We start from the raw sequence: 14,087 nt of genomic DNA on the forward strand, positions 1-14,087 counted from the left end.
TGAGCCGTTGCGGTGAGGCGGAGTTCCCGGATTCTGCGGCTGGCGCCATTCACGTGCCTAGCATGGCCTTGAGCTTGGCGGCCAGAGAGTCGAAAGAGAATGGCTTGGCGATCATGTCCATGCCGTCACCCAGGTAGCCGTCGCGCAGCTCGGCGCCCTCGGCGTAGCCAGTGGCGAACAGCACCTTGAGGCCCGGCTGGCGCTGCCGAGCGGCGTCGGCGAGCTGGCGGCCGTTCATGCCCGGCAGGCCGACATCGGTGAGCAGCAGGTCGAGTGGTGCGTGCTGCTCCAGGAGGCCCAGGGCACTCTGTGCGTCACTGGCCTGGATCAGCTGGTAGCCGAGTTCTTCGAGCACTTCGATCATCAGCATGCGCACCACCTGATCGTCTTCCACCACCAGGATGCGCTCGCCGGTGCCGCGCGGTGCGTCACGTCGGGCATCGGCCTGCTGCGCGGTAGGTGCCTCGGGTAGGCGCGGCAGATAGAGATCCAGGGTGGTGCCGTGGCCGACCTGGCTTTCCAGGTGCAGGTAGCCGCCAGTCTGCTTGACGAAGCCATAGACCATCGACAGGCCCAGGCCGGTTCCCTGGCCAACGGGCTTGGTGGTGAAGAAGGGTTCGAAGGCGTGACGGATGATTTCCTCGGGCATGCCGCAGCCGGTGTCGCTGACCGACAGCAGCAGGTAATCGCCGGGCGGTACCTGGTAGTTGTGCGCCTCGCTTTCGCCAAGCTGAGTGTTGCGGGTCTCGATGCGCAGCGTGCCGCCTTCGGGCATGGCATCGCGGGCATTGATGGCCAGGTTGATCAGCGCGTTTTCCAGCTGGTGGCTGTCGCTGCGGGTCGGCCACAGGTCGTAGGACAACTGGATTTCCAGGGCGATCTGCTCGCCCAGGGTGCGCACCAGCAGGTCTTCGAGGGCACATACCAAGGCGTTGACCTGCACCGGGCGCAGGTCCAGCGACTGGCGCCGGGCGAAGGCCAGCAGGCGATGGGTCAGCGAGGCGCCGCGGTTGGCCGAGGCGATGGCGGCGTCGACAAAGCGGGCCAGCTGCGGGTGATCATTGGCTGGAAGCTTGCGCTGGATCAGCTCCAGGCTGCCGAGGATGCCGGCCAGAAGATTGTTGAAGTCGTGGGCGATGCCGCCGGTGAGCTGGCCGATGGCTTCCATCTTCTGCGCCTGGCGCAGCTGCTCTTCGGCCTGGATGCGCTGCAGGACGGCTTCGCTGACCCGTTCCTCGAGGGTCTGGGTCAGTTGGCGTAGCGCCAGTTCGGTGCGCTTGCGCTCGTCGATGTCCATCAGCACACCGGGAAAGCGCAGTGGCGTGCCGTCGGCGGCCAGCTCGCAGCGGCCGTTGGCCTCGATCCAGCGATAGCTGCCGTCGGCCCGGCTTACCCGGTACTCGGCGCGGTAAGCGCCGCCGTTGGCGATGGCACGTTCGATCGACGCGCGCACACCGGGGCGATCTTCCGGGTGGATGGCGGCGGTCACCTGATCCAGCGCCATACCGCTGGCGGCCTGCTGCGGGTCGGCGGCGAAGGCACGGGCGAAGCGTTCGTCACCCGTGACCCGGTCATCCGGAATGTCCCACACCCAAGTGCCGAGCACCGCGCCGGCGTCGAGCGCCAGTTCGATACGCTCCTTGGCGCTGCGCAGCTCTGCCTCGGCCTGGGTGCGCTGCTCGATGGCGACCACCTGGCGGGTGGTCTCCACCACGATGCACATCATGCCGTGGGATTGGCCGGTGTTATCGAGCAGCGGGTTGTAGTAGAGGTTCATCCAGGCATCTTCCTGCAGGCCGGGGCGGCGCAGCGGCAGGTAGAGGTTTTCCTGGCACATAGAGCGACCGCTCAGGCCCATGGCAATCACATGGCGGTTCCATTCGGCGATCTCCGGCCAGGCCTCTTCGGCCGGCAGGCCAAAGATTCCCGGGTGGCGCTGGCCAGCGAATGCCGCGTAGGCGTCGTTGTAGATCAGCACACCGTGCTCGCCACACAGCAGCACGATAGGTGTCGGCGAGGAGAGGATCAGCTGCGTGGTGCTGACCAGCACATCCGGCCACTGCGCGATGGGGCCGAGGGCGGTGGCGGCCCAGTCGAAGCGGCGGATGAGCTCGACCGTGTCGCCGGTCTGGCCGGCGAACAGGCTGGATGGGGAGAGTGGGGGGGGCGTCGCGGACATTGGTCTGGGGAGCCTATCCTGGCGAGAGGGCCGCTGCGGCGACCCGCTTGCAGGCCGTGGCGTAGCTGGGTTCAGGGTTTGCCGTTGGCGAAGGCGTGCTGCAGTTTTTCCGCCAGTTCGTCACTGCGATAAGGCTTCTGCACGATAAAGGCTTCATCGGCATCCAGCCCGCCAATCTCGGCATAACCGGTGACGAACACCACCGGCAGTTCTGGATAGCGGCGTCGCACCGCCTGGGCCAGTTCGGCGCCGTTCATGCCCGGCATGGCAAAGTCGGCAAGCAGCAGGTCGATGTCGTCATCAAGCTTGGTCAAGGCATCCATGCCGCTGTGCGCCTCGCGCACCTGATAGCCCAGGGCATCAAGGGTTAGGGCGGTAACTTCGCGAACCCGCGGGTCGTCGTCGACCAGCAGGATGGTGCGCTGGTCTCCCGGCTCGGCGACCGGCCGCGGTTGGCTGGACACCTGCTCCTCGGGCTGTACCACGTTGCGCAAACCCGGCAGGTAGACCTTGACCGTGGTGCCCACGCCCATTTTGGTAAGAATGCGTGCGCCGCCGCCGGACTGCTTGGCGAAACCGAACACCTGGGCCAGACCGAGGCCCGAGCCCTTGCCGATCTCCTTGGTGGTGAAGAACGGCTCGAAGGCCTTGGCCAGCACCGCTTCGCTCATACCGCTACCGGAATCCTGCACCGACAGCACCACGTAGTCGCCGGGCTCCGGATCTTCCGGGCGCCTGGGCATTTCGCTGATCACCTCGTTACTGGTGCTCAGGCGCAGGGTGCCGCCTACGCCCATGGCGTCGCGGGCGTTGATCGCCAGGTTGAGGATGATCAGCTCGATCTGCGTCGGGTCGACCCGGGCGTGCCACAGGTCCGGCTCGGTGGCGGTCTCGATCAGCACGCTGCCACCCAGGGTGCTCTTCAGCAGTTCGAGCATGCCCTGCACAGTTTCACCAAGATTGACGGCCTCCGGCACCAGGCGCTGGCGCCGCGAGAAGGCCAGTAGCTGAGCGGTCAACTTGGCGCCGCGCTCGCCGGCATCAGTGATGTTCTGCAGACGGCCGCGGGCTTTGTCCAGGTTGCCCTTTTCCAGGTCGCGGATCAGGAAGCTGGTACTGGTCAGCACCACCGTCAGCAGATTGTTGAAGTCGTGGGCTACGCCTGCGGTGAGCTGGCCGACTGCTTCAAGACGCTGCATCTGCTGCAGGGTCGCTTCAACGCGCTCGCGTTCGGCGATCTGCTCGCGCAGTTGCTGGTTGGTGGCGGCCAGTTCCTCGACCACCGCTCGCTCATGAGTGATGTCGCGCACGGTGGCGTACAGCAGGTCGTCATCGCGCACCACGATCCACGACAGCCAGTGGTAGTCGCCGTTGGCGTGGCGCATGCGGTTGACGAAACGCACCGAGCCGTTATCCGAGGTCACCCGTTCGATGTGCGCTTGGGTGTCCTGCTGGTCGTCGGTATGTACCAGTTCCCACAGCGGGCCTTGGGTGAGTTGCTGGCGCGTCCAGCCCAGAGTTTGTTCCCAGGCGGGGTTCAGGGCGCTGGAGCGCATGTCGAAACGCAACACGGCGAGCAGGTCACGGGACAGTTCCCAGTTACGGTCGCGCTCGCGGGTACGTTTCTCGACGCGCTCGCCGAGCACATCATTGAGACGCAGCAGGGCCTCGTTTGCCTGCTTCTGCTCGGTGATGTCGTGCAGCACGCCGAGAAAACGGGTGCACTGGCCATCGTCGAAGAACGCCTGGCCGCGCGCGGAAATCCAGCGTTTGCTGCCATTGCTCAGGGGCAGGCGGAATTCGGCCTGGAACTCATTGCCGCTGTCGGTGGCCAGCGCCTCGTTGACCCGCTGGCGCAACTGGGCGCGGTCGTCCTCGTGGCAACGGCCGAGGAACAGCTCCATGCTGACGTTGGCATCCGGCTCCAGCTCATAGAGGGCGTGGCAGCGTTCGTCCCAGATCAGCGTGTCGGTGGCCGGCACGTAATCCCACATGCCCATGCGCGCCGCGCCGATGGCCAGCCGCGCGCGGGCTTCGACGGTCTGCAGGGTGTCTTCCACCCGGCGCCGTTCTTCGCGCTCGTTGACCTCGGCCATAGCGCGGTCGATGGCCTTGGGCAGAAACGGCAGGTTCTGTTTGAGCACGTAGTCGACGGCGCCCAGGCGCATCATTTCCACGGCATGTTCTTCGCCGAACATGCCGGAGAGGAAGATGAATGGTGTTTGCGGTGCCTGGCGGCGAGCCACTTCCAGCGCCTGGGCGCCGGACGAGCCTGGCAACAGGTAGTCGGAAAGAATCAGGTCGAAGCGCTCGTTCTGAAGTGCGCGCTCGGCGGCTTCATGGTCATAGACCAGGGTGCAGTCGACAACCAGACCATTGCGTTCCAGTGCGAGCAGGGCCAGCTCCGCGTCATGCGGGCTGTCTTCGATGAACAGCAGTTTCAGAGGCACAAGCGGCATGGAGAGGTCGTCGATTACGGTCTGTTTTAGGACTGGATGGTACGCAAGCGGTACAGGTGATCAGTTGCCATCGGCTTGCTGCTCGTCGTCCTTGGCGCGCCGCTGCAGGCGCATGGAACCGGGTGGCGGCTCGTTGAGTACGGCCCAGAACACGCCCAAGTCGGAAATGGCCGAGACGAAAGCCTTGAATTCGACCGGTTTGACCACGTAGGCGTTCACGTTCAATTCATAGGCGCGCTGCAGGTCCGGGCCTTCGCGCGAGGAGGTGAGCATGACGATCGGCATGCTGCGCAGCTCAGGCGAGTCGCGTACCACCTTGAGCACTTCCAGGCCGTCGACCTTGGGCAGCTTGAGGTCGAGCATCATGATCGCCGGGTTGCCGGGCAGGCGGTCGGCGTGGTCGCCGCGGCGGAACAGGTAGTCTAGCGCTTCGGCACCGTCGCGCATGACGATCACGTCATTGGCCAGTTGGCTGCGCTCCAGTGCGATCAGGGTCAACTCCAGGTCGTGCGGATTGTCTTCGACCAGCAGAATCGGTTTGAGCATTCGTGTCCTCGTCCCGTTATGCAAGAACGGGGTGATGGCGTTTGGGTAACGCGAAGTAGAAGGTGGCGCCCTGATCGATCTTGCCCTCGGCCCAGACTCGCCCGTCGTGACGCTCGATTATACGTCGTACGCTGGCCAGACCGATGCCGGTGCCCTCGAATTCCTCCATGCGGTGCAGGCGCTGGAACACACCGAACAGCTTGTCCACGTATTCCATATTGAAGCCCACACCGTTGTCACGCACAAAGACGACCACTTCTTCGTCCTTCTGCTCGGCGCCGACCACGATGATCGCCGGGTCGCGTTCGCGGCTGTACTTGATGGCGTTGGCCAGCAGGTTGCGCAGGGCCAGATGCAGGAAGGCGGCATCGGCCACTACCCGTGGCAGCGGCTGGATGTGCCATTCCAGGTTGCGGTTCTGGTAGTCGGGCTTCATTTCTTCGCGGATCGATTCGACCAGCGCATGCAGATTCACGTCGGTGAAACGCAGCGCCGAGCGGCCCATCTGCGAGAAGCTCAGCAGGTTGTCCACCAGGGTGCCGGCGAAGCGTGCCGATTCGGCGATGTGCTCGAGAAAGCGAACCCCGCGCTCTGAGAGCTTGGTCCCCTCGAAATCACTAAGCAGCTCCGCGTAGCCGGCGATATGCCGCAGTGGCGCGCGCAGGTCATGAGACACACTGTAGGAGAAGGCCTCCAGTTCCTTGTTGCTCTTTTTCAGGTCGCTGGCAAGTTGGGCCATTTCCTCGGCCTTGCGCAGCACGATGCCGAGCACCGCGTTGCGCAGCTCCAGGGCGCTTTGCGGCTCCTGTGCGTGCCAGGGTGTGGAGAAACCGCTGATTTCCTCCTGCCAGCGCGCAAAACTGTTGCGCGGGCTGAGCGCGCCACTGGCACTGACCGTTTTCTCCGGTTTTCCGGCCCATTCCACCACACGCTTCTGTTCCGGCCTGAACCAGATCAGGTAATTCGAGTGCAATTCGGAGATGGCCACCGCCAGCAGGCCACCCACATGGTTGGCCAGCTCCGGCAGCTCGGGAATGTCACGACCGACGTTGTCGGTATGGAACAGATCCTCGCCCGAGCGGGCGCCTAGCCATTGCGCCAGGGCATTGACCTGGTCACGCGGCGGGGTCTGCCCGATAAGATCGCAGTGTGAGGAGGAGATGATCGCCGCGCCGCTGGCCTGGGCGAATTCGAGAAAGGTATTGGGCAAGGCCAGCAGGCCTTCGCTGACGCTGTCGCGGTCGGCCATCGACGAGAGCATCTGCACGATATGGCGGCGCAGCTGCAGCAGATGCTGGGTGCGGGCGTGGGCGATCTTCGCCTCGATCTGCAGCGACAGCATGCGCCCCAGCAGCTCGCAGGCAGTGCGGGTCTGGAAGCCGACCGGGCGGGCGCTGGCGTGGTGGCAGGAAATCAGCCCCCACAGCTGACCCTCGACCACGATGGAAATCGACATCGAGGCGATGGTTTGCATGTTGCGCATGTATTGCAGATGTACAGGCGAGACGCTGCGCAGGGTCGCGTAGCTCAGATCCAGCGGCTTGCCGGTCAGCGGGTTACAGGCGGGGCGCAGCGGCGAGGGCTGGTAGTTGGCGTCCTCGATCACCCGGATGCGGTTGGCCACGTACAGCTGACGGGCCTGGGGTGGGATGTCCGAGGCCGGGAAGCTCAGGCCCAGGTAGCTGGGGTAACCCTCGTCGAGGCATTCGGCGAGCACCAGGCCATTCCCTTCGGGATCGAAGCTGTAGATCTTCACCCGGCCAAAGTCGGTGAGCCGCTTGACCTCGGCCACCGACAGGCGGCACAGCTCGTCGATGTCATCGGCGCCCTGCAGGTGGCCGATAAAGGTGCGCACCATTGGATACAGGGTGTTGTAGGCAGTCACCACGTTGCTGGTGGGCTCGAACTCGGCGATCAGCACCTGATCGAAGCGATGCGCGACCATGGCGGTCAGCTCGCTGCGGCAGCGGCCTTCGCGAAAACGAACGTCGCCAATATGAAAGGGTGTGGTGTCGTCGTCTGACAGTTGGGCGAGGCGCTCGGCCAGCACAGCGCCGTCTTCGAGCAGCTCGTCCAGGTGCATGCCCAGCAACTGGTCGGGCTCGAGACCCAGCCAATCGGCGACGTTCTCGCTCACTTGCAGCACCTTGAGCGCCTGCTCGTCGAACACCATCAGAAAGCCCTGCGGCTGGATGCTGCCCGGGATGTGGATAGGTTCCTTCGCGCAGTTGGCGATCGCGGTGCTCAAGTCGATGCTGGTATCACTGGACGCCAAGATGATCTCCTCCGGTTCCAGACCGATCGACGGCGGTCTCGTGGGTGCCATGGTCTGCGATGGCGGGCGCTTTCGTCTGTGCACATTCTTGCGGCAGTCTGCACGGACTTTAGCGCCGGGTAAACCGTCTTCCACACCAACCGCCGGGCGGCAGGTCGCGAGGAACTTTGCCTAGAGGCTTGCCTCTGAATGCCGCCTGATTCAGCGTGCGATTGCAACATTATCCAGGCATGCTCAGTGCGCTCCCCCAAACCCGAGAATTTTCATGATAGCTGCCATCAAGCAGGCCTTCTCCCGTCTGCCTCTTGTACGCCCTAGAGTCTGGGCGCTGTTGTCGATCCTGCTGCTGGCAGGCTATCAGATGCATGCGCTGCACCTGGATGACCGGCTGTATTACTGGCTGACCACGCCGGCGGCCTCCCAGGCCGCGCCTGGCAGCCTGACTGGTCGCGAATATAAGGTGCAGGTCAACGCCCGGCCGGTTGCCGGCGTCGACGACAACCTCTCCGGCATCACCTACGACGATCAGCGCGATCAGCTATGGGCAGTGGTCAACAACCCGTCAGAGCTGTTGGCCATGAGCCGGGACGGTGAGGTGACGGCGCGTTACCCGCTGAGCGGCTTCAGCGATGTCGAGGATGTGACCTACCTGGGTGACGGCCAGTTGTTGTTCGTCGAGGAGCGCGAGCAGCGGCTGGTGGTGGTGCCGGTGCCCACGCAGGCTGGCGCGCTGTTTCGCGAAGACCACCGTTCGCTGACCTTGGGCATTGGGCGCGACGGCAATCAGGGCTTCGAAGGGATTGCTTATGACCGGGCCGGTGATCGGCTGTTCGTGGCCAAGGAGCATTCGCCGATGAAGCTCTACGAAGTACGTGGCCTGAAACGCAGTATCGACGGCGACTTCGACCTGGAGATCATCGACCACGATGAGTGGATTCGTGATTCGGTGTTCGCCACCGATCTCTCCGCCGCGCACTTCGACGAGCGCACCGGGCATCTGGTGCTGCTCAGCGACGAGTCGAAACGGGTCATGGAACTCGATGGCAATAGCGGCAAACTGATCGGCTACCGCACCCTGGACAGCGATTTCGCCGGTCTCGGCAAGGCCGTACCCCATGGCGAGGGCATGACCTTCGATGACCGCGGCAACCTGTATATCGTCAGCGAGCCCAATCTGTTCTATCGCTTCAACCGCAGCTGAAGCCTTTTTGCATCAGCGCGGCGGGTACTGGCTGAGCACCCGGGCGACGGTTTCGCGCACCTCGGCCTCGCGCTGCGCGGGGTTGCCCGAGCTGTCACGCACGATGCGCTCATCGCTGCCTCGCCATACCAGCTTGCCATCCTTGCCATCGAACAGGTCGACCTGCACGGTCGCCACCTTATAGTCGATGGTGCGGGTTTCGTTGTAGGCCGGGCCGCCCCAATACGGGCCCCAGTAACCACCGAAACCGCCGCCGAAGCCGCTGCTCACCTGTTGCTGGCGGTCATCGACGACCAGCCACACCTGAACCTGCAGATCGCCTTTGGCACCCGCTGCCGCCGGGCGCAGGCCGCGCTGGTCGAGCTGATCGGCCACGGCGCTGCGAAGGCGCTGTTCGGTGAGGTCGCTGCGAATGCGCGGGTCGTCGGGCTTGTACTGCACCGCTGGCTCCTGCCAGCTCCAGCTGCGGTACGCGCCGAAATCGCGGCTGGCGTCGAAGTCGCGGTTGATCTGCTGGCTCTGGCAGGCGCCGAGCAACAGCAGTATGGGCATCAGTAGCAGAAGCAGGCGGCGCATCGGTTTTCTCCTGAATCCATCGATAAATAGGCTCATGCCGGCGGGTACTCGCCGAGGGCGTTACTGACAGCCTTGCGCAGGGCGTCGGCACGTTCGGCCTGGCTGCCGCTGCTGCGCATCTCCGCCTGGCCGCTCCATACCTGCTCGCCGCTGCGGCCGTCGAAGAAATCGATGCGCACCACCACGACCTCCTCTTCATAGGTGCGGGTCAGCGGTACGCGGGCCCCCACGCCGACGCCGTTGCCGTAGTAACCACGGTTGCCGAAGCTGCCATAACCGCCGCCGTAGTAAGGATCGTAGCTGTCGGCCACCTGGCGAACGCGGCGCTCCAGGCGGGTGTCGGTGCGTACCTTGAGGTCGGCGGCAGCGCTGCCCTGTGCAGGGCGCAGGCCGCGCTGGTCGAGGGCATTGTTGAGGGCGTCCTGCACCAGGTCGGCGCTGGCCCAGGCGCTGCCGGCCGGGCGCTGTTGCCAGGCCCAGCTGCGGTAGGCTGCGTAGTCGCGCGGTGCGGCGGGGTAGGCGCTGCGATCGAAATGGTTGGCTGCGCCCGGTGGCGCGGGGGGCAGGGGCACCGAGTCGGTGGTGTACGGGTTGTGGCTCTGGCAGGCGGCCAGGGCAGTGGTGAACAGCAGCAGCGCAAAGCGTTTCATGGCGTCTCTCCTGGCAGAGCAGGGTTCAGCGTGGCCGGCAGATCCAGTGCAGGTAGCGTCCGAGACCGGCGAAGGCCGGGTGGCGACGGTGCGCCAGCTCCATTTCCAGCAGGTCGGCAAGCTGCGCCTTGGCCTGGAAATCCCGCGGCATATAGTCGTGGAAAACCCGTACGCCGCTCCTGTGTTCGACCTGCCAACGGGTGGCAAGTTGCGATTCGAGTTCCCGCGGGTCGAGAGGGCGCTGGGGCGTCAGGCTTTGCTTTTCACCGGCGAATTCGTCCTTGCGCAGTTTGCGCAGGTGGCCCTTGAGCAGGTTGCGGTAGATCAGCGCGTCCTTGTTGTAGAACGCCAGGGACAGCCAGCCATCGGCGGCGGTCAGGCCGTGCAGGGCCGGGAGGATGGCGGCCGGCTCGGCCAGCCATTCGAGCACCGCGTGGCAGATGACCAGGTCGAAGGGCGTCTCGAAACGGCCGGGCAAATCCTGCCAGGGCGCGTGGATGAACGTGGCGGCCACGCCAGCCTGGGCGAAGCGCTCTCGGGCGCCTGCGAGCATGGGTTCGGCGGGCTCGGCCAGGGTGACGTGATGACCGCGTTCGGCCAGCCACAGCGCCATATGGCCCAGGCCTGCACCGACATCGAGTACCCGCAGCGGGCGTTCGGGCAAGGCTTCGGCGAGGTCGGCCTGCAATACCGCGAGGCGGATCGCACCTTTGGCACCGCCGTAGATCTTCTCGGCGAAGCGGGTCGCCAGTTCATCGAAGTGCCGGTCGCTCATCAGGCGAACCGCCGTTCGCTGTCGGCCAGCTTGGCGCGCACCACCTGATCCATGTCCAGGCCCAGCTCGCTGCACAGGAGCAGCAGGTAGAGCACCACGTCACCGATTTCCTGGCCGGCATGCTCGAGCTTGTCTGCCGGCAGCGTGCGCGACTGGTCTTCGCTGAGCCACTGGAAGATTTCCACCAGTTCGGCCATCTCCACGCTGGCGGCCATGGCCAGGTTCTTCGGGGCATGGAATTGGCGCCAGTCGTTGCGATCACGAATGGCATGCAGGCGGGCGGTGAGTTCGGCGATGTTCATGCGGCGTCTCGGAGGCAGAGGCCGCATATTCTTTCACGGGCGCCGAGCGCCGTCCAAAGGCTCGCAAGAGCCTGGGTCTGTGCGAAAAGTCTCCGAGCGAAGGTAAGGCGAGGCAAAGATCGGTGAGGACGCGGAGTTTACGAGCTGTAAATGAGCAGGCCGACTGGGCTGGCACTCCAGCCGATTTTTAACGAAGCATCACCGAGCGCAGGTACTTTTCGTACAGAGCCTAGATGACCTGCCAGTAGCCGGCCAAATGTGGCGCATCGTCCTTGCCCTGCAGGTCGAACTGGCCTTCCGCCGCTGGCAGGCTGGCACGCATGCGCAGCGTGCTTGGCAATAAAACCGGCTTCTGGAAGCGCACTTCGACGCTGTAGCCCGAGGCTGGCAGATGACTCTGCAGCGCTGCCAGGGCGCGGGCCTTGTTCCACAAACCGTGGGCGATAGCGTGGGGGAAGCCGAACGGCTTGGCGCTCAGGGTCGATAGATGAATAGGGTTGTAGTCCCCCGAGACTCGCGCATAGCGGCGGCCGATGTCCGACGGCGCCTGCCAGCTGTCCAGCGCATCCATCGGCAGGCTCGGTGGTTCGCTGCGGCCGATGGTCGGCCCGTCGAGCTTGACGCCGCGGCACAGGATGCGGCTATCGCCCTCCCAGAGCAGGCCCAATTGATCCTCGAGGCGAGTGATCACGCTGAACACCGCGCCTTTGTCGTGGGGCGCCAGGTTGCTGGCTTCCACGCTCAGGGTAAAGGGCCCCAGGCCAGCCAGCTGGCGCACCACGCGGATGCGGTTTTCAAGGTGCACCAGGCCGAGGGGCGGGAAGGGAAAATCCGCCTCGGTAAGCAGTTTCATCTGCAGGGTGAAGGCCAGTATGTGCGGATAGGTGGCGGGCAGGCGGGCATCGTCGGTGAAGCCACATAGCTGACGGTAGCGGGCCAGGTGCCCGGCATCCACGCTCACCGGGCAGCGCAGCCCGCGGTGCGGCAGAACCTTGCCGGTGATTCCACGCCGGGTCGCGGCGCGTAGGAGCATGCCGGGCAATGCCGGAGGGGTGTGCAAATCGAGCCATTCGGTTGCCATCGTGCGCTCCGCTGCAAGGTGGTTTGTGCGTACTCTCGTCGAGATTTAGGACATTAGCCAGCGACTATTGGTGCCAAGTGCGCAAACGATTGCCGGTTACCCAAGCATCAGTGGCAAAAGCTGCCTACGCTGGTGGGTAAATTGGCCCAGCCACCCTCCATGCAAGGAATGCAGCATGCCCAATCTGGACAAGCACAGGGCCGTCACGCCTCTGCCAGCCCTGATGCCGAGTTTCCTGTGCCTGCGCACTTCGCTTCCCGCGGGCGCTGATCAGGCGCGCCCCGAGCTGGTCGGCGAGGTCAGCCGGCTGATCGAGGAGTTGCTGAGCGAGGGCGCAACCCTCGAACAGGTCGCCGCTCGCCTGGGTATGCCGGTGCGCCGGCTGCGAGAACGGCTGGTCCAGGCCGATGTGCGCTTCAATGAACTGCTCAACGATTGCCGCTGCAACCTGGCCAAGCGCCTGCTGGCGGACACCGACGAGCGAATCGAATGCATCGCCGAGCGAACCGGCTTCTCCGAACCCAGCACCTTTTGCCGCGCCTTCAAGCGCTGGGTCGGCGCGACGCCGGTGGAGTTCCGGCGTCGCGGGCGTGCGGCAAGCTCATGATCAGGCGCCCAGCAGGCTCTGCCCGCACACCCGCAGCACCTGGCCGCTGACTGCGCCCGAACCGGGTTGCGCGAACCAGGCCACCGCTTCGGCGACATCCTGGGGCAGGCCGCCCTGGTTCATCGAATTCATGCGCCGCCCAGCCTCACGGATGGTGAAGGGAATGGCGGCCGTCATGCTCGTTTCGATAAAGCCCGGCGCCACCGCATTGATGCTGATGCCGCGCTGCGCCAGGGTTGGCGCCCAGCTCTGGGCCAGGCCGATCAGCCCGGCCTTGCTGGTCGCGTAGTTGGTCTGCCCGACGTTGCCGGCGATGCCGCTGAGCGAGGCGATCAGCACCACGCGGCCGTCGTCGCGCAGGGTGCCGGCTTCCAGCAGGGCGGCGGTGAGCTGTTGCGGGGCACGCAGGTTGACGTCGATCACCGACTCCCACAGGCCTTCGCTCATTTTCGCCAGGGTCTTGTCGCGGGTGATGCCGGCGTTGTGCACGACGATATCGACGCCATCGGGCAGCGCCTCGACCAGCCGGGCCGGTGCGTCTTCGGCGCAGATGTCCAGAGCGAGGCTGCGACCACCCAGGCGCGCGGCGAGGGCATCGAGGGCGTCCTTGGCGGGTGGCACGTCCAGCAGCAGCACCGTGGCGCCGTCGCGGGCCAGGGTTTCGGCGATGGCAGCGCCGATACCGCGGCTGGCGCCGGTGACCAGGGCGGTCTTGCCGGCCAGCGGGCGCGTCCAGTCACTGACCTGCCCGGCGCAGGGCTGCAGGCGCAGCACCTGGGCCGAGATGTAGGCGCTCTTGGGCGACAGCAGAAAACGCAGCGCGCCTTCGAGTTGGCCTTCCGCGCCGGGGTCGACGTGCAGCAGTTGCACGGTGCCGCCGCGGCGGATCTCCTTGGCCAGTGAGCGGGTGAAGCCTTCCAGTGCGCGTTGCACGCTCGAGGCCTGCGGGTCGGTCAGCGTCTCTGGCGCGCGACCGAGCACCACCACGTGAGGGCAGCGATCGAGATTCTTCAGGGCGGGTTGGAAGAACTGGCGCAGGGCGTCGAGTTCCTCGAAGCGCTGCAGGCTGCTGGCATCGAACACCAGCCCCTTGAGTTTGGGGCCGTGTTCGGCGGTCCAGCGCGGCAGGCCGAACTGTTCGTCGCGGGGCGCGAACAGCTCGTCGGTCAGGCGGTTGGCGAAACCTGCCACCGCGGCGGCCAGGTCGCCTTCGCCGCCGATCAGCAGGGCGCCTTCCAGAGGTCGGTTGCGACCTGCTACCCAACGATCCAGAGGCAGCGGCGCCGGCAGCCCGAGCGCGCCGACCAGGCGGCGGCCAGCCGGCGTATTGGCGAAGTTGAGGTAGCGATCGGACATGGAACGGACTCCAGAGGGTCAACTCAAAGTGGTTGACCACTGTACGCGATCACTCGTTTCATGCATCGACAGCAGCCCAA

11 protein-coding genes and 1 pseudogene are annotated in these 14,087 nt (G+C 65.2%); 2 read left to right on the forward strand and 10 right to left on the reverse strand.

The window, feature by feature from the left end; genetic code table 11:
• Nucleotides 1–49: 49 nt before the first annotated feature.
• The 4 genes from FB481_RS06725 to FB481_RS06740 form a co-directional block, all read right to left on the reverse strand.
• Nucleotides 50–2,179 (reverse strand): PAS domain-containing sensor histidine kinase, encoded by a 2,130-nt coding sequence (locus tag FB481_RS06725; RefSeq protein ID WP_147175616.1) that lies wholly within the window; start codon nt 2,177–2,179, stop codon nt 50–52.
• A gap of 71 nt (nt 2,180–2,250) precedes the next feature.
• Complete coding sequence (locus FB481_RS06730) at nt 2,251–4,638, reverse strand: response regulator (protein ID WP_093500173.1); 2,388 nt, start codon at nt 4,636–4,638, stop codon at nt 2,251–2,253.
• 60 nt (nt 4,639–4,698) lie between these two features.
• Nucleotides 4,699–5,184 carry a response regulator gene (locus FB481_RS06735; protein WP_147175617.1) on the reverse strand — a complete coding sequence of 162 codons (486 nt, stop codon included), beginning with the start codon at nt 5,182–5,184 and terminating at the stop codon, nt 4,699–4,701.
• Nucleotides 5,185–5,200: 16 nt separating this feature from the next.
• Nucleotides 5,201–7,459 carry an ATP-binding protein gene (locus FB481_RS06740; protein ID WP_147175618.1) on the reverse strand — a complete coding sequence of 753 codons (2,259 nt, stop codon included), beginning with the start codon at nt 7,457–7,459 and terminating at the stop codon, nt 5,201–5,203.
• A 265-nt stretch (nt 7,460–7,724) separates the two neighbouring features.
• Here FB481_RS06740 and FB481_RS06745 point away from each other — a divergent pair, with 265 nt between their 5' ends.
• Nucleotides 7,725–8,660, forward strand: a complete 936-nt coding sequence (locus tag FB481_RS06745) for an SdiA-regulated domain-containing protein (RefSeq protein ID WP_147175619.1) — start codon at nt 7,725–7,727, stop codon at nt 8,658–8,660.
• Nucleotides 8,661–8,672: 12 nt separating this feature from the next.
• Here FB481_RS06745 and FB481_RS06750 read toward each other — a convergent pair whose 3' ends face one another.
• From FB481_RS06750 to FB481_RS06770, 5 genes are all read right to left on the reverse strand, one after another.
• Complete coding sequence (locus FB481_RS06750; RefSeq protein WP_147175620.1) at nt 8,673–9,236, reverse strand: DUF4136 domain-containing protein; 564 nt, start codon at nt 9,234–9,236, stop codon at nt 8,673–8,675.
• Nucleotides 9,237–9,268: 32 nt separating this feature from the next.
• On the reverse strand, nt 9,269–9,886 hold the full coding sequence (locus FB481_RS06755) for a DUF4136 domain-containing protein (RefSeq protein ID WP_147175621.1): 618 nt from the start codon (nt 9,884–9,886) through the stop codon (nt 9,269–9,271).
• Nucleotides 9,887–9,911: 25 nt separating this feature from the next.
• A complete protein-coding gene (locus FB481_RS06760) occupies nt 9,912–10,661 on the reverse strand; it encodes a methyltransferase domain-containing protein (RefSeq protein ID WP_147175622.1) in 750 nt (249 codons plus the stop codon).
• Entirely contained in the window at nt 10,661–10,963 is a 303-nt protein-coding gene (locus FB481_RS06765; protein WP_093500160.1) for a MazG-like family protein, read from the reverse strand. The genes FB481_RS06760 and FB481_RS06765 overlap by 1 nt, the downstream gene beginning before the upstream one ends.
• A 229-nt stretch (nt 10,964–11,192) precedes the next feature.
• Nucleotides 11,193–12,044, reverse strand: coding sequence for a MaoC family dehydratase (locus FB481_RS06770; protein WP_093500158.1), 852 nt, complete (start codon nt 12,042–12,044; stop codon nt 11,193–11,195).
• Nucleotides 12,045–12,321: 277 nt separating this feature from the next.
• Between FB481_RS06770 and FB481_RS06775 the strand changes: the two are divergent.
• Nucleotides 12,322–12,651: pseudogene (locus tag FB481_RS06775) on the forward strand (helix-turn-helix domain-containing protein); the annotation flags it as partial.
• Here the strand turns inward: FB481_RS06775 and FB481_RS06780 are convergent.
• A complete protein-coding gene (locus FB481_RS06780; protein ID WP_147175624.1) occupies nt 12,652–14,007 on the reverse strand; it encodes a 3-oxoacyl-ACP reductase in 1,356 nt (451 codons plus the stop codon).
• Between the last annotated feature and the right edge of the window lie 80 nt (nt 14,008–14,087).

Source organism: Pseudomonas sp. AG1028, assembly GCF_007993955.1.
Classification (GTDB): domain Bacteria; phylum Pseudomonadota; class Gammaproteobacteria; order Pseudomonadales; family Pseudomonadaceae; genus Aquipseudomonas; species Aquipseudomonas straminea.

What these genes read in the sequence shown, in the direction of transcription:
- FB481_RS06725 (WP_147175616.1), bottom strand. Translation starts at nt 2,179, where the DNA reads ATGTCCGCGACGCCCCCCCCACTCTCCCCATCCAGCCTGTTCGCCGGC.
- FB481_RS06730 (WP_093500173.1), bottom strand. Translation starts at nt 4,638, where the DNA reads ATGCCGCTTGTGCCTCTGAAACTGCTGTTCATCGAAGACAGCCCGCAT.
- FB481_RS06735 (WP_147175617.1), bottom strand. Translation starts at nt 5,184, where the DNA reads ATGCTCAAACCGATTCTGCTGGTCGAAGACAATCCGCACGACCTGGAG.
- FB481_RS06745 (WP_147175619.1), top strand. Translation starts at nt 7,725, where the DNA reads ATGATAGCTGCCATCAAGCAGGCCTTCTCCCGTCTGCCTCTTGTACGC.
- FB481_RS06750 (WP_147175620.1), bottom strand. Translation starts at nt 9,236, where the DNA reads ATGCGCCGCCTGCTTCTGCTACTGATGCCCATACTGCTGTTGCTCGGC.
- FB481_RS06755 (WP_147175621.1), bottom strand. Translation starts at nt 9,886, where the DNA reads ATGAAACGCTTTGCGCTGCTGCTGTTCACCACTGCCCTGGCCGCCTGC.
- FB481_RS06760 (WP_147175622.1), bottom strand. Translation starts at nt 10,661, where the DNA reads ATGAGCGACCGGCACTTCGATGAACTGGCGACCCGCTTCGCCGAGAAG.
- FB481_RS06765 (WP_093500160.1), bottom strand. Translation starts at nt 10,963, where the DNA reads ATGAACATCGCCGAACTCACCGCCCGCCTGCATGCCATTCGTGATCGC.
- FB481_RS06770 (WP_093500158.1), bottom strand. Translation starts at nt 12,044, where the DNA reads ATGGCAACCGAATGGCTCGATTTGCACACCCCTCCGGCATTGCCCGGC.
- FB481_RS06780 (WP_147175624.1), bottom strand. Translation starts at nt 14,007, where the DNA reads ATGTCCGATCGCTACCTCAACTTCGCCAATACGCCGGCTGGCCGCCGC.